Here is a 23988-nt window from a genome sequence, read left to right as displayed (position 1 = left end):
GGAATGAAATATTTGATAATAACGATGGCGCTGCTTCTGCCGTATTCAGGAATGGCAGAGCCCACCTTTAGCGACGGCCATACGGCGATGCAACGTTACTTTGAGAACACCCCGGCCTTTGCTACTCACAAGGCCGTATGGCTCCGCTACAACCGGCTGATGCTCAGCGCGAATACCGAGCGCATCAAAGCCAAAAGCCTTGCCAAAGCGGCCTGCCAGCTACTGGTACAAAATGGCTTCACGAATATTGATGTCGCCGTTGCCGTGACCAACCATCGTACACTCGAAAAAAACAACAACGTTACGGGCGTTACTGAGCGATACTGCCAGCGCTGAACAGCGATTAAAACGGCCAGACGAGTGGGACGATCAGCAGCGTCATTGCGCCTACCAGCGCCGTTAACGGCACCCCCATTTTGAAAAAATCGGTAAAGCGATAGTTCCCAGGGCCGTAGACCATCAGGTTAGTTTGATAACCAATCGGCGTGGCAAAACTTGCCGATGCGGCCATCATCAAGGTTACCGCAAAAGGTAATAGACTGACCTCTAGCTGCTGACTGGCCGCCAGGGCGATGGGGAACACAATAACCGCGGCAGCAAGATTGGAAATCACCGCGGAGAACAACGCTGTCACGAGAAAAATTGCCGCCAATGTCGCGACCGGCGAACCCGCAGCGATGTTAACGAGGCCTTCCGCTATGGCTGACGCCGCGCCGGTTTTCTCCATCGCCCCACCCAAAGCAATCGAAGACGCGATTACCAATAGCACCTGCCAATCGATACTGCGGCGGGCTTCATTCGCCTGTATGCATCGTGTCAGGATCATTAAACTCGCTGCCAAAAATGCGGCTTTAAGCATCGATAACCAGCCAAATGCGACACTGAGGACCATCCCCAACATGATCAGCGAAGCACGCAGGCGATGCTCATGACGAACAGGGCGAGAATTTTCAATGGCGCTCACCAATAGAAAATCGCGCGAATAACGCTGGTTACTAACAAAGTCCTCATGGGCTTCGAGCAAAAGCGTATCGCCCGCCTCCAGCTCGATATCCCCTAACTTTCCCTTTAGTTGCTCGCCATTGCGGGACACCGCGATAACAACGGCACCATAATGATTACGAAAGCGCATATCACGCACGCGCCGGCCAAGCTGGGGGAAGTTGTGTGAAATCACCACCTCAACCAAGCAGCGGTTTAGATTGCCGGCCTCAAGCTTAAAGACCTGTTTCTCCGCCAGTTTTAAACCGTGAACATTTTTTAAGTCAACGACGGAACGGACGTCTCCAGCAAATACCAACTGATCATTCGCAAGCAATTTTTCATTAGGCGAAACAGCGGTGATTATTTGCTGAGCACGCACGATCTCGACGAGAAACATACCCGGCAGTTGCCGCAGTCCCGCTTCTTCGATGCTTTGCCCCACCACTGGACTGCCCGGCTCGACCAACATTTCGACTATGTATTGACGAGTATCGCCAAAGCGCTCGTCCTGGCCACCACGATCAGGCAGTAACCGCCTAGAAAATAACAGTATGAACAGAATCACCAGCACGGTGCAGGGCACACCGATCCAGGCCAGTTCAAACATGCCCAGCCCTTGCTCAGGGAGTACCTGCAGCATCATGCCGTTCACCACCAAGTTGGTACTGGTGCCAACCAGGGTACAGGTACCGCCAACAATGGCAGCGTAACTCAGCGGCATCATCAATTGTGAGGCCGACAAGCCATTGCGCTTTGCCCAGTCCCGCACCGCGGGGATTAACATCGCGACTACCGGCGTGTTATTCAAAATACTGCTAAATACCGCCACCGGCGTCATCAAACGCAGCTGTGCAGCACCGGCCGATTTGGGGCGCCCCAGCACGTTGTTGGAAATCCAGCTCACCACACCGGTCTCTGACAGGGCTTGGGCGACAATAAACAACACGCCCACCGTGACCATACCCTCATTGGACATGCCCGCCAGCGCTTCTTCCGGCGTTAGGACGCCCAGCAGCAACAGCACGGTGACACCACCACACAGCACCATGTCAGCGGGTCGCCGGCTGAAAATCAGTGCCGTCAAACAGGCGGCGATCACTGCCAGTGTCAGCCAAGCATCTAGGGTGAGCATTTTAGTCAGCTAGGCTCCGGTAGAATGTCTCGAACTGCTCGCAGAAATGTTCGAGCGTATCACCGGCCAAGTCGTTAATCCCCGCTGCCGCGGCTCGTCCGCCGCCTGTTGGGAATTGACGGCAAAACTCATCAGCGCCGCGTTTGTTGTTGAGCGGCGCGCGAATGCTAACCAGATAGTTACCATCGGCTTTTTCAGTGAGCACCGCATGGGCCCGGTCCGGGTGAGCGTTGGCAAGGTCATTGCTGTATACACCACTCACGCGGCGCGCCCAGCGCTCATTGGGTAATACGTAAACCGCCGCAATATCACTGCTGCGAACCGGCGGCAATTGCGCGGCGGCGGTCATATCACTGTGGTAGCCCGACTCCAGCTTGCTAAACGTGCCTGCCGAATCGGCTATAAAGTCGAGGGGATTGCTGAACGGCAGCAACTCTGCAAACAGCTCTGTGGGTGTGAAATGGAGATCATCCAAACTGGCACCGTAGCCGTTGTAGTTGAGATAAATTCCCAGATTCTCAAGTTTTTCGAGGTCCGCCTCGGCAACATTTTGCTGTGCAGCCAAGGTTTGCGCGCTCTTGCGCAGGTTGTCGCCATAAGCGCCGACAATTGCCCACAGGGCGTATTCACCTTGCAGATGCCCGTTTACCAGTAAGCTCGTGCAGACGTCTGCAGCAGTATTGATTTTTGTAGACAGCTTCGCGTGCTCCGGAATATCTCCAGCAAAGTGGTGGTCGACGTAGAACACCTCTGCCCCATTGGCCAGCAATGCCGTTAACCCTTCCCGGTTTTTATCAAGCGACACGTCCAACACGGTTACCCGGTCCCCCTCACCAGCCTCTACTCGATCGAGCAAGGCGATATCCCGCTTAACACCGCTGACGAGTTGGCTTTCCTGGGGGTCGGCTAACCTTAACTGCACCAGCGCACACAGTCCGTCAGCATCGCCATTAAATACATCAATTACCGCCATTACTGCTCTATTCCCTGTATTCGTAATTCAATTTGAAAAGGCATTATCACCGATCGACGTCCGAGTGAGCTCAGACACCGAGTGCTCGGTTAATATCACGTAGCGCGGCCAAAGGCTCGGCGGCGCGACTAATTGGACGACCAACAACCAAATAGTTGCTGCCCATTCGCACGGCGTCCTCCGGCGTGGCAATGCGTTGCTGATCATCGCTAGCACTATCGCGGGGGCGAATACCCGGCGTAACCAGCAAGAAACCATCCCCACGCTCTGCTCTGAGTTTCTCGGCTTCCTGTGCAGAGCAAACCACACCGTCCATGCCACTGTCTTGGGCCAAACGGGCGAGATGGCTCACTTGCTCAGCGGCGCTGCGCTCGACGCCCAGCTCTGACAGCTCATTCTCACCCATGGATGTCAGTACCGTCACCGCAATAAGAATCGGCGCCTTGTCACCATAGGGCTGCAAGGCCTCGCGCGCCGCCTTCATCATTGCCGAGCCGCCGCTGGCATGAACATTGACCATCCACACACCGCGCTCAGCCGCCGCTCTCACAGCCGCCGCCACAGTGTTGGGAATGTCGTGGAATTTCAGATCCAGGAATACCTCGAAACCGCGTTGGTGCAGGATATCCAAGACCTTAGGTCCAAATAGGGTAAACAGCTCTTTACCCACCTTGACGCGACACTCGCTGGGGTCAAGCTGATCAACAAGTTTAAGAAGCTCTTCTTCCGTTGCGACATCGAGTGCAACCAGTACAGGAGAATGCGTGGTCATGGAAAGTTAATCGCCTTGGCTACTACGGATGGGCGCAATAGTACCCCACTGCTCGCAGCTGGGACACAGCCAGTGTTGTTTCCGACCCGAAAAGCCGCAATGTCGACAACAATAACTGGGCCGACTTGCACATAAACTATGTAACTCGGACACAATTTCTCGCCCGGATTCGCTTGCATCCAATTCCCGCTCAAGCAGCGCCAACAGTAATTTTATCGTCGGCCGCTGAGACACCGCGTCTTTAAGGTAGGCTCGCGCCGCCTCAAGGCTCTCGAATTCTTTCGCCACCTCGTTGTGCAAGGTAGAGCTCTGCGTCACCTGTGCCAGCGCACGCAGCGCCTGAGAGTATGACGGCGCATCGGCAAGACGACTGAAAGCATCGCGAAACAGAGGCAGTATTTCGCTGGCATAAGCGGGTTGCCCCTCCGCGACAGCGTGCAATAAATTCAGCGCACACTCGGGCTGTTCGTCCATTACTAACTTCGCCAATGACATTGCCGCCCGCGGGTTTTCGGCGTCGGCCTCCCGCGCTTTTTGCAATATCGATTTCGCCTGAGTCCAATCTCCAGCAGAGGCGCGTTCGTCGGCGAGCTCACAATAATAGTGACTCAATGCCACCGAAACTTGCGGATCGCTGTCAGCTTTTTGTTTAAGTAGCCAACCACGCTTGGGCAAGCGTCGTCTCGCAACGGCGATCGCCTTTTCCCAGTCTTTCTCGGCCTGATAGATTTGCTGGAGGTAGTCGAGTGCCTCGGCCTCGTTCTCACTCGCCTCCGCCACCAAGTCCCGCAATAGTCGCTCAGCCCGGTCGTGTAAGCCTGCGGATATGTAATCCTTAGCCAGCTCCAGATGCACCTGCTGCAAGCCACTTTTGGGAAGGTTTGGTCGCGCCAACAGGTTCTGGTGAATCCGCGTAGCCGCTTCCAATTCGCCCTTGCCACGCATTAATCGCGCCAAGGAAAGATGGGTATCCAGGGTCTGCTCATTGACGGCAATGGCCTGAATGAATTCATCAACAGCGGTGCCAGGCTGCTCACTGAGCAGAAAGCGCAGGCTGTGGTAATAGGCGTCATCACGACCTTTTCCCGCCCCCCCCGAACGACTCTGCGAGCGCCTCCCCAACAGCCAACCCAGCGCTGTGGCAAAGAACAATAAGGTAAAGGGTAGCAATAGCTCCATTGCTGCTAGCGGCTAGGACCGGCCTCCACAGGCGGGGTTGAAGGCTGCCGCAAGCTGCGACGCAAACGCATTCTGCTCGCCTGCAAGCGCAACACTAACAGCGATGCAGATAACATCCCGCAGACACCGCCGGTGAAAAAGGCGGCGATCATCCAAGTCGATATACGCTGTTCCGGCAACTCCATAATGAGGATATTGAGCGGGACCAACGCTGTGTTCTCGATGCTAAAAAGCAGTCCAAATGCAATAACAGCAACGATGAGCAGCAATAGGAAGATGGACTTAAGGATCTGCATCTGACATGACACCCATAAAAAAACGGTATGGCCAAAGACCATACCGTTTCTGTTTAGAGAAGGCTAGCTACGCTGCCTTAGCTCGAGATCAAACTCTGGTTTACTCGCTCACGAAGCTCTTTACCCGGCTTAAAATGTGGAACATATTTTCCCGGTAACTGAACCGTTTCGCCCGTTTTAGGGTTACGGCCCATGCGAGGCTCGCGATAATGCAGAGAGAAGCTACCAAATCCCCGAATTTCAATCCGGCTGCCAGTCGCCAATACTTGAGACATATGCTCAATCATGGTCTTCACAGCCAGTTCAATATCCTTGTGAGATAACTGCGGCTGACGCTCAGCCATCAGCTCTATCAACTCAGATTTGGTCATTGCTTAATCCCGTCAATTCCGACATCAAGCCTAGCTTAGCACTTTTTTGCTTATAAGCCAGTATGTTACGGGCATTCACAAGAGAATGCCCGCAGCATTAGGACTTAGTCCTTGCTTTCCATCTGAGCTTTGATCAGGTCACCGATAGTTGCAGGGGCAGCTTCAGTTTCCTTCTCGCGCAGGGCTTTAACCGCTTCTTTCTCGTCTTCCATGTCTTTCGCTTTGATAGACAGGCTCAGAGCGCGGTTCTTGCGATCTACGCTGATGATCTTAACTTCAACTTCTTCGCCTTCTTTCAGCACATTGCGCGCATCTTCAACGCGGTCACGGCTGATTTCAGACGCTTTCAACACACCTTCAACTTCTTCGGCCAGCACAACAACTGCGGCTTTGGCGTCAACTTCTTTAACAGTACCGGTCACGATGCTACCGCGATCGTTGACGGCAACGTAGTCAGAGAAGGGATCTTCTTCCAGCTGCTTGATACCCAGAGAAATACGCTCGCGCTCGGGGTCGATAGACAGGATAACAGTCTCGATCTCGTCGCCTTTCTTGAACTTGCGAACCGCGTCTTCGCCGCTCTCGTTCCAAGAGATGTCTGACAGGTGAACCAGACCGTCGATGTTGCCGTCCAGACCGATGAAGATACCGAAGTCAGTGATCGACTTGATGGCACCGCTGATGCGATCGCCTTTAGTGAACTGAGAACCGAAGGCATCCCATGGGTTCTGCTGGCACTGCTTGATACCCAGAGAAATACGACGACGCTCTTCGTCGATATCCAGGATCATCACTTCTACTTCGTCGCCTACTTGTACGACTTTAGAAGGATGGATGTTCTTGTTGGTCCAATCCATTTCAGAAACGTGAACCAGACCTTCAACACCCTCTTCGATCTCAGCAAAGCAACCGTAGTCAGTCAGGTTAGTGACCTTGGCTTTCACGCGGCTGTTTTCTGGGTAACGGGTTTTGATTGCCACCCAGGGATCTTCGCCCAGTTGCTTCAGACCCAGTGATACGCGGTTGCGTTCACGGTCGAACTTGAGGATGCGAACATCAATTTCATCGCCAACGTTAACGATTTCGCTTGGGTGCTTAATGCGCTTCCAAGCCATGTCAGTGATGTGCAGCAGGCCGTCGATGCCGCCGAGGTCTACGAATGCACCGTAGTCGGTCAGGTTCTTAACGATACCTTTAACAACCATGCCTTCTTGCAGAGATTCCAGCAGTGCTTCGCGCTCTTCGCTGTTAACACTTTCCAGAACCGCACGACGAGAAACAACAACGTTGTTGCGCTTCTGGTCCAGCTTGATCACTTTAAATTCGAGTTCTTTGCCTTCCAGGTGAGCGGTGTCGCGCACGGGGCGTACATCAACCAATGAGCCGGGCAGGAACGCGCGGATGCTGTTGATGTCGACGGTGAAACCACCTTTTACTTTGCCGTTAATGATACCGGTTACTGTTTCTTCCGCCTCGTAGGCAGCTTCCAGTGCGGTCCATGCTTCGGCGCGCTTTGCTTTCTCGCGAGACAGACGGGTTTCACCGAAACCATCTTCGACAGACTCCAGTGCAACCTGCACCTCGTCGCCAATTTGCAGAGAGAAATCGCCGCTTTCAGCAACGAATTGATCGCGAGGGATAACCCCTTCCGACTTCAGACCAGCGTGTACGGTTACCCAGTCGCTGTCGATATCGATAACTACGCCGGTTACGATAGAACCGGGCTTCATATCGATCGTTTTTAAACTTTCTTCAAACAGTTCAGCAAAGCTTTCGCTCATTAGTCATTACCTGAAATTAGCAGTGGTATAACCACCATATCGCCGCATTACCAGCTAACGCGGGTCAGTTTTTTAAAGTCCTTCCGACGACTAGCTGGCTTTAACACCGCCGGAAACACCCTTAGAAACAACTACTGCGCTCAACACGCAGAAAAACGCGCACTCACTTCCGTGAGTACCCGCTCAAAAACTTGCTCGATCCCCAGTGAGCTGCTGTCTATCAGCACCGCATCGTCCGCTGGCTTAAGCGGTGAATGCTCGCGCTCAGAGTCACGCCGATCACGCTCTTGGATCTCTTTTAAAAGGGTCGCGAGGTTAACACTATCGCCCTTGTCTTTCAACTGCTTGTAGCGACGACGTGCGCGCTCCTCGGCACTGGCAGTGAGAAACACCTTCAATGGTGAGTCCGGGAAAACAACGGTTCCCATATCACGGCCATCGGCAACCAGGCCTGGCGCTTGCACAAAGTCACGCTGGCGCTGCAGCAATGCCTGTCGAACAGCGGGCAGCACCGCAACCTTCGACGCCAGCAGTCCAGTGGTTTCAGTACGAAGCTCACCGCTGACATCCACACCCTCTAGCATCACTCGACTCGGCTCACCGGCTTGGCCAGGCAGGAAGGCAACATCTAAATCCGCCGCCAAAGCCGCCACCGCCTGTTCATCGGAAAAATCCAATTGATGTTTATCAGCCGCCATCCCCACCAGGCGATACAACGCGCCACTGTCGAGTAAATGCCAGCCCAACTTGAGTGCCAGCATCTGACAGAGCGTGCCTTTGCCCGAACCACTGGGGCCATCAATACAAATCACGGGAAGGGTCATTTGCACACCTCAATCCGCATACCGACTTGCGTCGCCAACTCAACAAAGTTGGGGAAGGAGGTAGCGACGTTGTCGCAGTCTTCGATATGAATGGTATCGCTCGCTCGCAGCGCAGCGACAGAGAACGACATAGCAATGCGGTGATCGTGATGGCTATTCACGCGGCCACCGCCTATCGGACCACCATCGATAATGATGCCATCTGGCGTCGCCTGCGCATTCACCCCCAAAGAGACCAAGCCATCGGCCATGACTTGAATGCGGTCACTCTCTTTTACCCGCAACTCTTCCGCGCCGCGCAGCACGGTACGCCCCTCGGCGCAGGCCGCGGCGACAAACAGCACGGGGAATTCGTCGATGGCTAAAGGCACTTGCTCTTCCGGAATGTCGATGCCCTTGAGCGGTGCGTAGCGAACACGTATATCGGCAACCGGCTCACCGCCTACCTCGCGCTCATTGCTCAGGGTAATGTCGCCGCCCATCTCCCGCAGAATATTAATAATACCGACGCGGGTAGGGTTAATACCCACATGCTGCAGCGTTAAATCTGCACCGGGAGCAATACTGGCCGCCACCATGAAAAAGGCCGCAGAGGAGATATCGGCAGGCACATCTATATGTACCGCCTTCAAGCGATGCCCCCCGCTCAACGTTGCCGTGGAACCGCTGACTGCCACCGGATAACCAAAGCCTTTCAGCATACGCTCGCTGTGATCACGGGTTGGCGCAGGTTCGGTGGTACGCGTTTCGCCCTCAGCATACATACCGGCAAGCAAGACACAGGATTTCACCTGGGCGCTGGCCATAGGCAACACATAGTCTATCGCCTTAAGCTGTTGGCCACCGCGCAGGGTTAAGGGCGGACGCCCGCCTTCTGCGGTTTCAACCACCGCACCCATTTCACGCAGCGGCGCCGCCACACGCTCCATCGGTCGTTTACTTAACGACACATCGCCGGTCATCGTCACGTCAAACGGTTGCCCCGCCAGCAGGCCCGCCAATAGGCGCATGGAGGTACCGGAATTACCCATATACAGTTCGCCCGCTGGCGCCTGAAGGCCGTCTCGGCCGACACCGTGGATCGTCACGCGACCGGCATCAGGCCCCTCTATCTCGACACCCATCGCTTGAAACGCCTTCAGCGTGGACAGCGCATCTTCACCCTCAAGAAAGCCTTCAACGGTGGTTGTGCCGTCGGCGATAGCACCGAACATAATGGAGCGATGGGAGATCGATTTATCACCAGGAACCCGAACGGTACCGTTCACCGTACCACCGGGTTGAGCTAGAAATTCCACAAGTATTGTCTCTGCTGTACGTTAAGATTTAGTTTGCTTGCGCCCGACCATGTACTGCCCGAGAAAGTGCTCATCTCGCGCCTGTTTGGCGCGACTAAAGACTTGTTTAATCGCGGGGCCATCCGAGTCCGCAATAAGCTGGCGAACCTCGGTCAAATGATCGGCAAAGGTATCCAGACCGTTAAGAATCGCTTGGCGGTTCGCCAATACAATATCGTGCCACATCGTTGGGTCGCTGGAGGCGATGCGCGTAAAGTCGCGAAATCCCCCGGCGGCGAAACGGAAGATATCGGCGGCGCTGCCACTGGCAGCCAGCGCGTCAACCAGGGTATAGGCCAGTACGTGAGGCAAATGACTGGTCGCCGCCAGCACGGCGTCGTGCTCATCAACCGCCATATCGACAACTTCTGCCCCGGCGTGTTGCCACATTTCGCGAACCGTCGCGACGGCATCAGCATCATTACTGTCCAGCGGCGTGAGGATCACCCGATGATCGACAAAGAGATCCGTCTTTGCCGCCTCCACCCCGCTTTGCTCAGACCCGGCAATCGGGTGAGCCAATACGAAACGCGCCGGCAGTTCACCGAACACTGACTCCGCCGCGCGAAGAATATTTCCTTTCACACTGGCCACATCAGTAACAATGGTGCGCTCGCTGAGCAGCGGCGCGAGGTCGGCCATCACTTGCTCGGCAACCAGCGTAGGCGTAGCAATCAGTACCACATCGGCATCGTGAACCGCCTCGGCTAAATTCAGCGTCCAGTGATCAATCACACCCAGGGCCAAGCCGCGCTCTAATGAGGCAGCGCGCCGCCCCGTTGCCCAAACATGTTCGACAACACCCTTGGCCTTCAATGCCTTGGCCAACGAGCCGCCCATTAAGCCAAGGCCAATAATGGTTAACTTGCCAATCTTCACGCCGGAGCCAACACCTCTTTCAGGGCACTAATAAAGCGCTGATTTTCTTGCTCTAGGCCGATCGACACCCGTAAGTGCCTCGGCATACCGTAAACACCAATCGGACGCACAATCACGCCCTTCTCAAGCAAGGCCTGGTAGTACGGCATAGCATCGCTGGGCATTTCCACGGTAATGAAATTACCCACCGAAGGAATATAAGGCAGGCCGAGCTCATCAAAAGCGGCGACAAGCTGCTCTCGTCCCGCGGTGTTTACCTGGCGGCTTTGCTGCAGATACTCGTGATCGCGGTAAGCAGCGGCCGCGGCTGCCATTGCCGGCACACTAACGTTGAAGGGTGCGCGCACACGGTTCAGTAAATCGGCAATATCGGGGTGACTAATTGCATAACCTACCCGCAATCCGGCCAGCCCATAGGCCTTTGAAAACGTCCGAGTGACAACCAAATTTGGGTAGTCCGCCAGCATCGCAATGCTATCTGGGTACGCCGCTTCATCCACGTATTCGCAGTAGGCTTCATCCAACACCACCACAACGTTCTCGGGAACCGCTGCCATAAACCCGCGCAGGGCTTGCTCATTGAGCCAAGTGCCTGTCGGATTATTCGGATTGGCGATAAAAACCAGCCGCGTTGTGTTATCGATCAACGCCGCCATCGCGTCAAGGTCGTGCCCCCAGTCTTTGGCAGGCGCAATTCGCGCTTGGGCACCAGCCGCCTGCACCGCAATGGGGTAGACAATAAAGGCATACTGCGAAAACACAGCGCTGCTCTCGGCATCCAGAAATACTCTGCCGAGCAGGTCCAACACGTCATTTGAACCGTTGCCCAGGGTCAGCTGCGCGGACTCCACACCGAGGGACTCCGCCAGCAGCGACTTTAAAGCAAAACCGCCGGCATCCGGATAAAGGTGGAGCTGTGCTGCCGCCGCGGCATAGGCAGACAGCGCCGAGCCAGGCGCACCGAGCGGGTTTTCGTTGCTGGCCAACTTTACTACGTCGCTCAGACCGAGCTCGCGCTCCAATTCCTCTATCGGCTTGCCAGGCTGATAGGGCTGTAAACCCTGAATACCTTCGTTGGCCTGGGCAATAAAATCGCAGGTCATGCTAGTGCCTCTGTAAATCGAGTGCCAAGGCTTACAAAGCCGCCTTGGGGTATGAGCCAAGAATTTTACACATCACCGTTTGCTGGGCGATGGTATCGAGAATATCGGCCACTTTCGGGTCATTCTGATGGCCTTCAAACTCGATAAAAAAGACGTAAGTCCAGGTTTCCGTCCGCGACGGGCGGGTGTCGATGCGGGTTAACATGACATTAGCCTGCTCGAAGGGTTCGAGCAGTTTGAACAGGGCGCCGGGGCGGTTGTGGGCAGACACCACAATCGACGTTTTATCCCGGCCGCTGGCAGACACATCTTCCTTGCCAATCACCAAGAACCGCGTGGTGTTGTCAGGCTGATCTTCAATATTTACCGCCAGCTTGTTCAGGCCGTATTGTTGCGCCGCCAGGTCGCCAGCTATCGCAGCAATGCCTTTTTGCTCAGCAGCCATTCTTGCGGCTTCGCCATTGCTGCTGACCGCGACCCGTTCAACATTCGGGAAATTTGCATCCAGCCAGCGACGGCTTTGTGCCAATGCCTGCTGGTGCGCACAAATTCGCGTAATCGCTTGTTCGCTGCCACCTTCACCGACCAACAAATTGAGCCGAACCCGCAGTTCCACTTCACCACAAATCTTCAACGGCGAATTCATGAAGGCGTCGAGGGTATGAGACACCATCCCCTCAGTCGAGTTTTCCACAGGGACAACGCCGTAATGGCACTGCCCGGATTCCACCTGTGAAAACACACCGTCAATGGTCGCCTGGGGGACGCTAATTACCGCATGGCCGAAGTGCTTGAGCGCCGCCGCTTGGGTGAACGTGCCTTCCGGCCCCAGATAGGCCACTTCCATGGGTTTTTCTAAGGCCAAACAAGCCGACATAATCTCCCGAAAGATATAGGCAACAGTATCGTCTGCCAGCGGCCCCTGATTTGCTTCTTTAACCCGCGCCAACACCTGCGCCTCGCGCTCGGGCCGATAAAACAGCAGCTGCTGGGCACTGCTGCTGCCCTTGTCTGACTCGAACTGCTTCGCGGCCTCAAACTCACGCTGTTTTACTTCGGCGACTTGTTGCGCGCACCGTGCTCGTCGATTGAGTAAGGCGTGAATCTGACTGTCGATGCTGTCGATGTCTTGACGCAATGAGTTCAGATCAACCGGCTTATCTTCGGGCGTAGTCATGACCTTAGCCGTTCTCTCTGGCGAAATCTTTCATGTAATCGATCAATGCATCAACTGCGGCCTCGGGCACAGCATTGTAGATGCTCGCGCGCATACCACCGACCGAGCGGTGGCCCTTCAGGTTCAGCAAACCAGCGTCGTCTGCACCAGCTAGGAACGCTTTGTCGAGACCGCTATCCGCCAGCACAAAGGGCACGTTCATCAACGAACGACTCGCCACTTCAACAGGGTTACTGTAGAAGCCACTTCCATCGATATAGCCATAGAGCTTTTCGGCCTTGCGGCGATTCACCGCTTCCATTGCTTCCAAGCCACCCTGTGCCTTGAGCCATTTAAAGACCAGGCCCGACAAGTACCACGCCAGCGTAGGCGGCGTGTTGTACATGGAGTCGTTATCGGCGGCGGTTTGGTAATCCAGCATGGTTGGCGTGATCGCACGTGACTTACCGAGTAAATCTTTGCGCACAATCACAATGGTCAGGCCTGCCGGACCGATGTTCTTTTGCGCGCCGGCATAGATAACACCAAACTGATTCACATCAATGGGACGAGACAGGATGGTCGATGACATATCCGCAACCAGCGGTACTTGCACCTCAGGCGTCCAGAAGAACTCGACACCACCAATGGTTTCGTTCGGGGTGTAATGCAGGTATGCCGCGTCGTCGCTGAGCTGCCAACTGTCGAAAGCCGGAATGCTGGCAAAATTATCCGCCTCTGAGCTGGCAACAACATTTACGTTGGCATAACGCTTGGCTTCTTTAATGGCTTTTTTCGACCACTGCCCGGTGTTCACATAGTCAACCGTGGCCCCCTCTTCGCACAGGTTCAGCGGCACTGCTGAAAACTGCGAGCTGGCGCCACCTTGCAGGAATAACACCGCATAGTCGTCGCTGATCCCCATCAGCTCACGCAAATCTGCTTCTGCTTCACTGGCAATAGAGACCATTTCTTCTGAACGGTGACTCATTTCCATCACCGATAAGCCGCGGCCTCTCCAATCCAGCAATTCATCCTTCGCCTGGCTCAACACTGCCTCGGGAATTGCCGCAGGTCCTGCGCAAAAATTATAAACACGCGCCATTGTTTACTTCGCTCCAACCATGTTTAAAAAAATGTGTAATCCGCTTTATTCGGCAGCCGGGCTGTTGTTGTCGGCGTCATCAGCAGCAGGGGCCTCACCAGCGGACACCTCAGCACTGAGTTCAACATCGTCAACGACATCGTCTACGTCTTGCTCTGCGACACGCTGTACGCCGACTAAATGCTCGTCGTCACGCAAACGAATCACCTTCACGCCCTGAGTATTACGGCTGAGCAAGGAGATCTCATCGGTGCGGGTACGCACCAAGGTTCCCTGGTCGGTGATCAGCATCAGATCATCACCATCAAATACCTGTACGGCGCCAACCAGTGCTCCGTTGCGGTCGCTCATCGTCATGGCGATAACGCCGCGATTTCCTCGGCCTTTACAGGGGAAATCCTCTACATCGGTTCGCTTACCGTAACCGTTTTCTGACACCGTCAGCACCCGTCCACCGGGCTTGGGAATGATCATCGCGATGACCTGCTGATCCTCGTCCATACGCACGCCGCGCACACCTCGCGCAGTACGACCCATGGCCCGCACGTCGCCCTCGGCAAAGCGCGCCGCTTTACCGCCGCTGGTCAGCAACATGACATCGTTGCTGCCGTCGGTGATCTCAGTGCCGATCAGTACATCACCTTCATCCAGCGCTAGCGCGATCAAACCAACGCTACGCGGGCGGGAAAAGGCCTCTAGAGGCGTTTTCTTTACGGTGCCGTTGGCGGTCGCCATGAAGATAAAGTAGCCCTCGGTATACTCGTGAACCGGAAGGATAGAGGTAATGCGCTCATCCTCACCCAGCGGCAACAGGTTGACCATCGGGCGCCCGCGGGAATTGCGGCCTGCAACCGGAATTTGGTAGACCTTCAACCAATACACTTTGCCGATATTACTGAAGCACAAGATAGTGTCGTGGGTATTGGCCACCAATAGGTGCTCGACAAAGTCCTCTTCTTTTACTGCCGTCGCCGACTTACCCATCCCGCCGCGACGCTGCGCCGCGTAGGCATCAAGCGGCTGCGACTTGGCATAACCGCCGTGGGAGATAGTCACCACACGGTCTTCTTCAGGGATCAGATCTTCGTGGGTTAAATCGAGCTGAGAGGCAACAATTTCGGTGCGGCGCTCATCGCCAAAATCCGCAACAACTTGCTCTAACTCGCCGCGAATAACGTTCAGCAGCACCTGCGGATCGGCCAAAATACTCAAATACTCGGCAATTTCTGCCAGCTTTTCCTGGTACTCGGCCAACAGTTTTTCATGCTCAAGCCCGGTGAGTTTTTGCAGACGCAGCTCAAGGATGGCTTGAACCTGCGCCGGCGACAGCCAATAGTTGCCATCGCGAACGCCGTACTGCTCTTCCAGCTCATCGGGGCGGCAGGCATCTTCGCCGGCTCGCTCGAGCATGGCACTTACTTCACCGAGCGCCCAACCGCGGGAGATCAGGTTTTCTTTGGCTTCTTGCGTCGTCGCCGACGCCTTGATCGTGGCAATCACCTCGTCGATATTCGAGATCGCTACCGCAAGACCTTCCAACACATGACCGCGCTCACGCGCTTTGCGCAGCAAGTACACAGTGCGCCGCGTTACCACCTCACGGCGGTGGCGAACAAAGTACTCCAGCAACTCCTTGAGGTTGAGAATGCGCGGCTGATTGTCCACCAAGGCGACAATATTGATGCCAAAAACATTCTGCAGCTGCGTTTGTGCATACAGATTATTCAGCACCACCTCACCGCTTTCGCCGCGCTTCATTTCAATCACAACGCGCAGGCCGTCTTTGTCAGACTCGTCGCGCAGCTCGGCAATACCTTCAATTTTTTTGTCTTTTACCAGCTCGGCAATTTTCTCGATCAAGCGCGCCTTGTTGACTTGGTAGGGCAGCTCGGTAATGACGATGGTGTCTTTGTTGGTTTTTTCATTGCTGATTACTTCAGCGCGAGAGCGCACATAAATCCGGCCGCGGCCGGTTCGGTAGGCATCTACAATGCCCGCTCGACCGTTGATGATCGCCGCCGTTGGGAAGTCCGGCCCTGGAATATGCTCCATCAATTCATCAATCGAAATGTCGGGATTGTCCAACAGCGCCAAACAGCCGTTAACCACTTCGGTCAGGTTGTGGGGGGGGATATTCGTCGCCATACCAACGGCGATACCCGAGGAACCATTGACCAACAGACTGGGAATTTTGGTGGGCAATACGGCAGGGATTTGTTCAGTACCGTCGTAGTTAGGCACCCAGTCGACCGTTTCTTTATCGAGGTCGGCAAGCATCTCATGGGAGATTTTCTGCATGCGAATCTCGGTGTAACGCATTGCCGCCGCGTTATCACCGTCAATCGAGCCGAAGTTACCCTGGCCATCCACCAGCATATACCGCATGGAAAATGGCTGCGCCATGCGGACAATCGTGTCGTAAACCGCCGAGTCGCCGTGTGGGTGGTACTTACCGATCACGTCACCAACGACACGAGCAGATTTCTTATACGCTTTGTTCCAGTCGTTGCTCAGCTCGCTCATCGCGAACAACACCCGACGGTGCACCGGTTTGAGGCCATCGCGCACATCGGGCAAGGCGCGCCCAACAATTACGCTCATTGCATAGTCGAGGTAGGACTGTTTCAGCTCATCCTCGATATTTACCGGCAGAATTTCATTTGCATTGTCAGCCATGAATAGCAAGCATCCTTATTGTCAGCGACCCTTGAGCGGCAGCAGCGCCGCCCAATGCGCGTTTTTACTGCCCTGCCGCCCAACCAATCTGGCGGTGGCCAAGCGGGAAACAAAGCGAGAATATTAGCATATTCCAAGTGTGCATAGACAGCGTATAAAGGCCGAATATCAGCGTCTTATCGTCACAACTGCACACAGGAACAGGTATACTTGCCGCTTTCACGCTAGGAATGTCTTACACCATGAGCCGTGCCGCCCTCGACCGCATTGACACCCTGATCTCCGCTCGCTGGATATTACCCATGAGTGAAGGCTGCCCTCTGCTTGAAAACCACGCACTGGCTATTACCGACGGCTGCATCAGCGGCATTCTCCCAGAGGCCGAGGCACGTGGCCTTTCCGCACATGAACACATTGCGCTCGGCGACCAGCTGCTGATGCCCGGCCTCATTAATGCTCATGGCCACACCGCCATGAGCCTGTTTCGCGGCATGGCGGATGACCAACCCCTTCAGCAGTGGCTCAACGAGCATATATGGCCGGCCGAAGGCCAATGGGTGGGCGAGGAATTTGTTCGTGACGGAACGGCACTGGCAATTGCCGAGATGCTACGCGGCGGGACAACCACGTTTAGCGACATGTACTTTTTTCCTGAAGCCGCCGCCGAAGTCGCACGGCGCGCCGGAATACGCGCGCAACTGTGCTTTCCCATCTTCGACTTCCCCAGCGCCTGGGGTAGCGGCCCCGACGAGTATTTTCGCAAGGGTTTGGCCTTGCGCGACGACTACAAGCACAGCGACCTTATCAACATTGCCTTTGGCCCCCATGCCCCCTACACCGTCGGTGATGAGGCGATGAGCAAGGTGGTGATGTTTGCCGAAGAACTCGACTGCGCTATACAGATCCACCTCCATGAAACACAGCACGAGGTTGACGACGCACTCAAACAAACCGGCCTGAGACCTATCGAAAGGCTAGCCAAATTGGGTCTATTGGGGCCGCGCAGCCAGTGTGTGCACCTCGCCTGCCTCAACGATGACGATATCGCCCTGCTAGCCGAGCACCGCAGCCACGCGATTCATTGCCCCGAGTCCAACCTCAAGTTAGCCAGTGGCTTTTCACCGGTGGAAAAAATGCGCAATGCCGGCATTAATGTCGCCCTCGGCACCGATGGCGCGGCCAGCAACAACGACCTGGACATGTTCGGCGAATTGCGCACCGCCGCCCTGCTTGGCAAAGCAGTCGCCGCAGATGCCGCTGCAGTGCCGGACCACTACGCTCTGCAAATGGCCACTATCAACGGCGCCCGCGCACTGGGCATCGACCACATTACCGGCAGCCTGGAACTCGGCAAACACGCCGATGTGATCGCAATCGACCTGACCGACCTGCCACAGCAACCCATTTACACACCCGTTTCGCAACTGGTGTACACCAATATTAGCCATTGCGTGCGCCACAGCTGGATCAAAGGCCGACGTATGCTGGATAATGGCGAACTAACCACGCTGGACAGCCGCGAAGTTATCGAAAAAGCGCAGTACTGGCGGCAAAAAATCAGTGGAGAGTAGCATGCAAGCATCATCACAACACAGCAATGTCGATCCGTCAGAAATCGCCAAGTTCGAGGAACTGGCTCATCGCTGGTGGGACCGCAACAGTGAGTTTAAGCCACTGCACGACATCAACCCGCTGCGGGTAAACTACATTGATGAACGCTCGCCGCTCGCAGAGCAGCGCGTGATAGACATCGGCTGCGGCGGCGGCATACTCTCGGAGTCAATGGCCTTGCGTGGCGCCAAAGTCACCGGTATCGATATGGGTGAGGCGCCGCTGAGCGTTGCACGCTTGCATCAACTGGAGTCGGGCGCCAAGGTTGAATACTTCCAGGCCACCGCAGAAGAAATCGCCGAAGACCAGGCCGGCCACTACGACATCGTCACCTGCCTGGAAATGCTTGAACACGTGCCGAACCCAGCATCGGTCATCCGCGCCTGCGCCAAACTATGCAAACCCGGTGGCAACCTCTATTTTTCAACCATAAACCGCAACCCCAAAGCCTTTGCGCTCAGCATTGTCGGCGCTGAGTATATTCTCGGGCTGCTCCCCAAAGGCACCCATGAATACAGCAAGTTCATACGGCCCTCTGAACTGGCCGACTGGCTGAGAGAAAATGATCTTCAGCTACAGCACATGACCGGGCTGACCTACAACCCGCTGTTCAAGCGCTATCGCCTGAATGAAAACGATGTCGATGTGAACTATATGGTTCACGTTAAGAAGTCGCTGTAATGCTAAAAGCCGTTTTATTTGACCTTGATGGCACCCTGCTCGACACCGCGGCCGATTTTACCCGCGTTCTCAACGGCCTGTTAGCCGAGCATCAGCGACCGCTGCAAGACTACAATTCAGTGCGGTGCTGCGTCTCTGAAGGCGCGCGCGCGGTGGTACGACTGGGCTTTGGGCTCGAGCCAGAAGACCCGGCTTTTGCACCACTTCTGAACGCCTTTCTAGACCGCTATGAGGCCTCTCTGACAGAGGAAACCAGCCTTTTTCCCGGCATGGAGGGCCAGCTCCAAAAATTAGAGAGCCGCGGCATCGCCTGGGGCATTGTTACCAACAAGCCCGCGCGCTTTACCACGCCGCTACTGAAACAGCTGGCCTTGACCAGTCGCTGCGCGACCGCGGTTTGCCCGGACGATGTGAGCAACCGTAAACCTCATCCAGAGCCGATGTACCTGGCCTGTAAGCACCTCGGTATTCGCCCCTCAGAAGCCATCTATGTCGGCGACCACCGCCGCGATATTGATGCGGGACGCAATGCCGGCATGAAAACGATCGCCTGTCGCTATGGCTATGTCCCTTTGGGAGAGGATATTGGCGACTGGAAGGCCGATATTATTATCGACCACGCCCAACAACTTGATGACGCCCTTCAGCAACTGCAAGCCTAAGAGGACAATCCGTGCCACAACGCCTACCTGTAAATTTCACTGCCGATGCAGCGTGTTTGAAAGATAAAGTTATTTTGGTCACAGGTGCCGGCGACGGCATCGGGCGCGCGGCAGCACTGAGTTTTGCAAAGCACGGTGCCACGGTCATCTTGCTTGGCAGAACCATAGAAAAACTCGAAGCGGTGTACGACGAAATCGAAGCCATGTCGGCGCCACAAGCCGCCATTTACCCCATGCACCTGCGGGGCGCCGCTGCACACGACTACCAGGAGTTGGCCGACACCATAGAGCGGGAGTTCGGCCGCCTGGATGGCCTGCTTCACAATGCCAGCATTCTCGGCCAGCGGCGCTCACTTGCCCAAACCACGCTGGACAGCTGGGAAGAAGTTATGCAGGTCAACGTGAACGCGCAGTTTATGATGACGCAAGCATTGTTACCCGTACTCGCAGCATCGAAAAATGGATCGCTGGTGTTTACCTCATCGAGCGTGGGGCGCAAAGGGCGCGCTTTCTGGGGCGCGTACTCGGTTTCAAAATTTGCCACCGAAGCGATGATGCAAATTCTTGCCGACGAGGAATACGACTTAAATGGCACTCGGGTGAATAGTATTAACCCAGGGGCCACGAACACCGAAATGCGCCGCAGCGCCTATCCCGGTGAAAACCCGACCGATAACCCCTCCCCCGAGGCCATTATGCCGCTCTATCTCTATTTGATGAGCGACGACAGCCGCGAGGTGAACGGGCAACAATTCGACGCCCAGCCAAAAGACTAGGCCAAGGTAGCATTAAGCCCTAAGCAGGTCCTGCATTTGCTCGATCTGCTGTTGGTAGCTCTCGTCCATCTCACCGGGATTGACCGGTAGTCCCAAGCGCTCAAAGGCGGCAACGCCCGCCCATTCAACTTGACCAAAGGGGTGCTCTGTACCGGCGTAGGTGTGCAAATTGGCAACCGTGACGAGGTCAGCGTAGTCGGGCCGCTCCAAGTGACGGCTAAAATCCAGGTGCGCCTCGGGGACAATCACCAGCTCGTCGGGAAAGCCCCACGACTCAAGAATGACCCGCCCCAATTCCGGTGTCAGCGCAATCAACACCTGGTCGAGCAACTGCGGATGGTCACGGATCACCCCCCGCCCCACGGCGTAGGAAAGAATAGGCAATGCACCAATCTGGTGGATCACACCGGCAAGCGTGGCAAGTTCTGGTTTCAGGTGACGCTGTGTTTTCGCCAGGGTATGGCAAATGGCGGCAACATCTGCGCTGTGCACCCACACTGCGCGCATCCGCTTGTTCAATGCATCTTTGTTCGACAGGAAGATTTGCTGCATCGCCAGGGTCGTAACCATGGTCGAGGTATAGGCCAGACCGATTCGCGAAATCGCACCCTTCACATCGTAGGTGGGCTCAAGGCCCCTTAGCAATGAGCTATTCGCAACCCGGATAAGACGCGCGGCGATGGAGCTGTCATGCTCGATGATCGCCGCCAGGATCGGAATCTCAACGTCTGGGTCACTGGCCGCTTCACGAATTTCCAGCGCGACCTCGGGAAGCGTAGGCAGGCTTACCGCATCGTCTTCGATGGCGCGGAGCAGATCTGCGCGAATTTGTTCGATAAATTGTCCGCTAGTGCTCAAGCGACAAACTCCTGTAGACCGATTTTTTCACCTCAAGCCTAGCAGAATCTGTGTTGAGCACTATCGGCATAAACCGAGACGAATTTAGGCCTGCGCGCGTGCTGCCGCGAGCGCTGCCTGGGCGTCACAGTCGTAACCCTGGGCTTGCATGGCCTCGGCCAATGACGCCAGCAGCAGTTCGATGTTCTCCATCCGTGCGCTGTAGCCCATCAGGCCAATTCGCCATACTTTGCCTGCAAAGTCACCCAGCCCGGCGCCGATCTCCAGGTTGTGGTCGGCGAGCAATTGCTGACGCACAGCCGCATCATCCACCCCTTCTGGGATGTACACGCTGTTCAGCTGCGGCAAGCGGCTGTCGGCATCCACAACAAAACGCATACCGAGACTCTCCAAGCCCGCAGCGAGTGCATTGTGCATGCGGCGGTGGCGAGCCCACGCGTTCTCCAGCCCCTCTTCCTGCAGCATGACCAACGACTCGTGCAGGCCATACAGCGCATTGACAGGCGCCGTGTGGTGATAGGCGCGCTTACCGCCTTCTCCCCAGTAACCCAGAATCAGGTTCATATCCAGGAACCAGCTCTGCACGGGGTGCTTGCGAGCCTTGATGGCCGCAATGGCAGCGTCACTAAAACTGACTGGGGACAAACCTGGCGTACACGACAGGCACTTCTGGCTGCCGGAATAGATGGCGTCGATTCCCCAGTCGTCAACGCGCAATTCCACGCCGCCGAGAGAGGTAACCGCATCGACAATACTCAGGCAGTCATACTGACGCGCCAGGGCACAAAGTGTTTTGGCATCACTCAGGGCGCCAGTAGACGTCTCTGCGTGAACAAATGCCACGACTTTTGCTTCGGGATGCGCTTTCAGCGCTTCTTCGAGCTGGGCCGGATCAACAGGCTTCCCCCACTCGCCGTCAACGGTTACCGCCGTCGCGCCGATGCGGGTCACGTTCTCGCGCATGCGGGTGCCAAATACACCGTTGATACAAACGATAACGGTATCACCTGGCTCTACCAAGTTAACAAAACACGCCTCCATACCGGCAGAACCCGGAGCGGAAATCGGCAAGGTTAATTCGTTTTCGGTGTTAAAAGCGTATTTAAGCAGGCTCTTCAGCTCGTCCATCATTCCGACGAATAATGGATCAAGATGCCCCAGAGTCGGGCGGCCAAGTGCCTCAAGAATGCGTGGGTGAACGTCTGAGGGCCCCGGACCCATCAACGTGCGCACAGGGGGGTGGAAAGAAGAAATGCTCATAATCGGCCTTTTCAAAGTCAGTCAAAAATTCAGGAGCACCCCAGCAGGGCGACCAAGGCAAAAACATGGCGCTATTGTAGGGCATCCGCGCACGCGCTTCACGGCTTTAGCGACTGCCATGTCAAACGCTGACGAAAAGACTGCAAAATGCGGTAGTGATCGTAGTCAAAGGGCTGAGCCGCGAGCACGCGTTGTTCGCAGTCATCGCTCTCCGGGCGGCAATCGCTGAAAGTACCGAAATAACGCCAGCGATCAACCAGATGCCAGTCGACACGACTATCATCGCTACTCGGCTCAACAATAAGTACGGGGCCGTCGTAGGGCCAACTCTCCACACAACGCAGGGCAAGCTTCTTTTTAAGCAGCGCATTGTATTGCTCTGGCGATTGCTCGCCACAGCAGGCGCCAGCGCAGTGGCCCAGCTGGTATGAAAAGCAGCTGCCGCCTCGCTCCAAGCCCAGGCGCTGTGGGCACAAGCCATCGCTTTTGACAAAGTCACGAAGCAACTGCTGCGCCTGCTTGCGGTGCTTAAAAAGACAGAATTCCGTCTCTGGTAACGGCTGATCTGCGGCTAAAAACTGCAGGCCGATATAACCATCCTCGTCTGGCTGCAGGCTCGCAGCACAGAGCTCACGCTGGCGGCGCAGCTGGCGGTTGTGCAGCGGCATTGTCGTTTTTATCTCTGCACTTTCCTGAAGCAATGCCCCCAGTTCACCTGCTGTCTCGCTACACTCAATGCGGCGCAATTGCTGAGCCATGCGCATGGCCTTGCCTTGACGGCCGCCCACACTAAAGTGCGATAACACCCGGCTGCGCATAGCGATACTTTTCCCCACATACAGCAGCGCGTCATTTTCGCCAAAGAAGCGGTACACACCAGGCCGATCAGGGATCTCATCCAGCATTTCAGCGGTGATATGCACAGGCAGGGACGGTATTTTTAACTGAGCGTGCACTTCCGCCGTCACCCGCTCCTCCCCCAGGTCGGCGATCGCAAATTCTAAAAATGCCTTCATGGCAAGCACATCTGCCATCGCGCGATGGCGACAGTCCCGCTCGTAGCCAATTTGGCTGCACAACGCATCCAAACCATGCTTCGGCCAATCTGGGTACAAACTGCGGGCCAGCTTCAATGAGCAAAGCACTTTGGGTTTGTAGTCAAAGCCCAAGCGTCGAAATGCCTGTTTAAGGAATGCAGCATCAAAGCGCGCGTTGTGGGCTATCAGCACAGCCCCGTCAAGGTATTCCATCAGCTGGGGCGCCAGCGACTCAAAGCTGGGCGCATCGACCAGCATCTCGGGCGTAATGCCAGTGAGTCGCTGGATAAAAGAGGGAATGTCGCGATCAACACGCAGCAGCGATTGCCAAGCATCTTGCTCTTCAGCGTCGCGAATAATCACCGCAATCTCGGTGATTTCATCACGCGAAGCAGACGCACCCGTTGTTTCTAGGTCCAGCATAGCCAGGCGCATGTTTGACAGCATAACCCTCCCCACGGTGATCGGCGGCGCCACCTTACATCGCAATTACACTAACTTCCGTACACCTCTACGTAACAACTCGCAAACCGAT

The 23988-nt window shown here is 55.5% G+C and carries 22 protein-coding genes; 5 read left to right on the top strand and 17 right to left on the bottom strand.

Annotated elements, in window-relative coordinates:
* Positions 1–3: 3 nt before the first annotated feature.
* Positions 4–336, top strand: coding sequence for a hypothetical protein (locus B3K78_RS07180; RefSeq protein WP_286694895.1), 333 nt, complete (start codon positions 4–6; stop codon positions 334–336).
* A gap of 7 nt (positions 337–343) precedes the next feature.
* On the opposite strand, the gene B3K78_RS07175 is transcribed toward B3K78_RS07180, so the two are convergent.
* From B3K78_RS07175 to gyrA, 14 genes are all read right to left on the bottom strand, one after another.
* The gene (locus B3K78_RS07175; RefSeq protein ID WP_286694894.1) at positions 344–2116 is read right to left on the bottom strand and encodes an SLC13 family permease; all 1773 of its coding nucleotides are present in this window, start codon (positions 2114–2116) and stop codon (positions 344–346) included.
* Position 2117: 1 nt separating this feature from the next.
* Positions 2118–3089, bottom strand: coding sequence for a DHH family phosphoesterase (locus B3K78_RS07170; RefSeq protein WP_286694893.1), 972 nt, complete (start codon positions 3087–3089; stop codon positions 2118–2120).
* Positions 3090–3159: 70 nt separating this feature from the next.
* Entirely contained in the window at positions 3160–3861 is a 702-nt protein-coding gene (pyrF, locus tag B3K78_RS07165; protein WP_204997053.1) for an orotidine-5'-phosphate decarboxylase, read from the bottom strand.
* A gap of 6 nt (positions 3862–3867) precedes the next feature.
* A complete protein-coding gene (locus tag B3K78_RS07160) occupies positions 3868–5040 on the bottom strand; it encodes a lipopolysaccharide assembly protein LapB (RefSeq protein ID WP_286694892.1) in 1173 nt (390 codons plus the stop codon).
* A gap of 5 nt (positions 5041–5045) precedes the next feature.
* A complete protein-coding gene (locus B3K78_RS07155; protein ID WP_204997051.1) occupies positions 5046–5336 on the bottom strand; it encodes a lipopolysaccharide assembly protein LapA domain-containing protein in 291 nt (96 codons plus the stop codon).
* Between the two features lie 77 nt (positions 5337–5413).
* Positions 5414–5707 carry an integration host factor subunit beta gene (locus B3K78_RS07150; RefSeq protein ID WP_027872800.1) on the bottom strand — a complete coding sequence of 98 codons (294 nt, stop codon included), beginning with the start codon at positions 5705–5707 and terminating at the stop codon, positions 5414–5416.
* Between the two features lie 104 nt (positions 5708–5811).
* Entirely contained in the window at positions 5812–7488 is a 1677-nt protein-coding gene (gene rpsA / locus B3K78_RS07145; protein WP_286694891.1) for a 30S ribosomal protein S1, read from the bottom strand.
* Between the two features lie 140 nt (positions 7489–7628).
* On the bottom strand, positions 7629–8312 hold the full coding sequence (gene cmk / locus B3K78_RS07140) for a (d)CMP kinase (RefSeq protein ID WP_286694890.1): 684 nt from the start codon (positions 8310–8312) through the stop codon (positions 7629–7631).
* Complete coding sequence (gene aroA, locus B3K78_RS07135) at positions 8309–9610, bottom strand: 3-phosphoshikimate 1-carboxyvinyltransferase (RefSeq protein WP_286694889.1); 1302 nt, start codon at positions 9608–9610, stop codon at positions 8309–8311. The genes cmk and aroA overlap by 4 nt, the downstream gene beginning before the upstream one ends.
* 21 nt (positions 9611–9631) lie before the next feature.
* Positions 9632–10528, bottom strand: coding sequence for a prephenate dehydrogenase/arogenate dehydrogenase family protein (locus tag B3K78_RS07130; RefSeq protein WP_286694888.1), 897 nt, complete (start codon positions 10526–10528; stop codon positions 9632–9634).
* Positions 10525–11631: a histidinol-phosphate transaminase gene (gene hisC / locus B3K78_RS07125; protein WP_204997047.1), complete on the bottom strand. Its 1107-nt coding sequence runs from the start codon at positions 11629–11631 to the stop codon at positions 10525–10527. The genes B3K78_RS07130 and hisC overlap by 4 nt, the downstream gene beginning before the upstream one ends.
* Positions 11632–11662: 31 nt before the next feature.
* Positions 11663–12808 (bottom strand): prephenate dehydratase, encoded by a 1146-nt coding sequence (gene pheA / locus B3K78_RS07120; protein ID WP_286694887.1) that lies wholly within the window; start codon positions 12806–12808, stop codon positions 11663–11665.
* A 4-nt stretch (positions 12809–12812) separates the two neighbouring features.
* The gene (gene serC, locus B3K78_RS07115) at positions 12813–13892 is read right to left on the bottom strand and encodes a 3-phosphoserine/phosphohydroxythreonine transaminase (RefSeq protein ID WP_286694886.1); all 1080 of its coding nucleotides are present in this window, start codon (positions 13890–13892) and stop codon (positions 12813–12815) included.
* Positions 13893–13937: 45 nt separating this feature from the next.
* Positions 13938–16568 carry a DNA gyrase subunit A gene (gyrA, locus tag B3K78_RS07110; protein WP_286694885.1) on the bottom strand — a complete coding sequence of 877 codons (2631 nt, stop codon included), beginning with the start codon at positions 16566–16568 and terminating at the stop codon, positions 13938–13940.
* Positions 16569–16810: 242 nt separating this feature from the next.
* Here gyrA and B3K78_RS07105 point away from each other — a divergent pair, with 242 nt between their 5' ends.
* The 4 genes from B3K78_RS07105 to B3K78_RS07090 are packed head-to-tail and all read left to right on the top strand — an operon-like array spanning position 16811 to position 20298.
* Positions 16811–18139, top strand: coding sequence for a TRZ/ATZ family hydrolase (locus B3K78_RS07105; RefSeq protein WP_286694884.1), 1329 nt, complete (start codon positions 16811–16813; stop codon positions 18137–18139).
* A gap of 1 nt (position 18140) precedes the next feature.
* The gene (ubiG, locus tag B3K78_RS07100; RefSeq protein ID WP_286694883.1) at positions 18141–18860 is read left to right on the top strand and encodes a bifunctional 2-polyprenyl-6-hydroxyphenol methylase/3-demethylubiquinol 3-O-methyltransferase UbiG; all 720 of its coding nucleotides are present in this window, start codon (positions 18141–18143) and stop codon (positions 18858–18860) included.
* A complete protein-coding gene (locus B3K78_RS07095; RefSeq protein ID WP_286694882.1) occupies positions 18860–19522 on the top strand; it encodes an HAD-IA family hydrolase in 663 nt (220 codons plus the stop codon). The genes ubiG and B3K78_RS07095 overlap by 1 nt, the downstream gene beginning before the upstream one ends.
* 11 nt (positions 19523–19533) lie before the next feature.
* The gene (locus B3K78_RS07090; RefSeq protein WP_286694881.1) at positions 19534–20298 is read left to right on the top strand and encodes a YciK family oxidoreductase; all 765 of its coding nucleotides are present in this window, start codon (positions 19534–19536) and stop codon (positions 20296–20298) included.
* Positions 20299–20310: 12 nt separating this feature from the next.
* On the opposite strand, the gene B3K78_RS07085 is transcribed toward B3K78_RS07090, so the two are convergent.
* The 3 genes from B3K78_RS07085 to B3K78_RS07075 form a co-directional block, all read right to left on the bottom strand.
* Positions 20311–21156 carry an HDOD domain-containing protein gene (locus tag B3K78_RS07085; RefSeq protein WP_286694880.1) on the bottom strand — a complete coding sequence of 282 codons (846 nt, stop codon included), beginning with the start codon at positions 21154–21156 and terminating at the stop codon, positions 20311–20313.
* Positions 21157–21240: 84 nt separating this feature from the next.
* Complete coding sequence (locus B3K78_RS07080) at positions 21241–22416, bottom strand: pyridoxal-phosphate-dependent aminotransferase family protein (RefSeq protein WP_286694879.1); 1176 nt, start codon at positions 22414–22416, stop codon at positions 21241–21243.
* A 98-nt stretch (positions 22417–22514) separates the two neighbouring features.
* Positions 22515–23900: an exonuclease domain-containing protein gene (locus tag B3K78_RS07075; RefSeq protein WP_286694878.1), complete on the bottom strand. Its 1386-nt coding sequence runs from the start codon at positions 23898–23900 to the stop codon at positions 22515–22517.
* Positions 23901–23988: the final 88 nt, after the last annotated feature.

The sequence above is a fragment of the Spongiibacter sp. UBA1325 genome (assembly GCF_002306875.1).
GTDB lineage: Bacteria > Pseudomonadota > Gammaproteobacteria > Pseudomonadales > Spongiibacteraceae > Spongiibacter > Spongiibacter marinus.
This window is presented reverse-complemented; position numbering and strand designations above follow the sequence as displayed.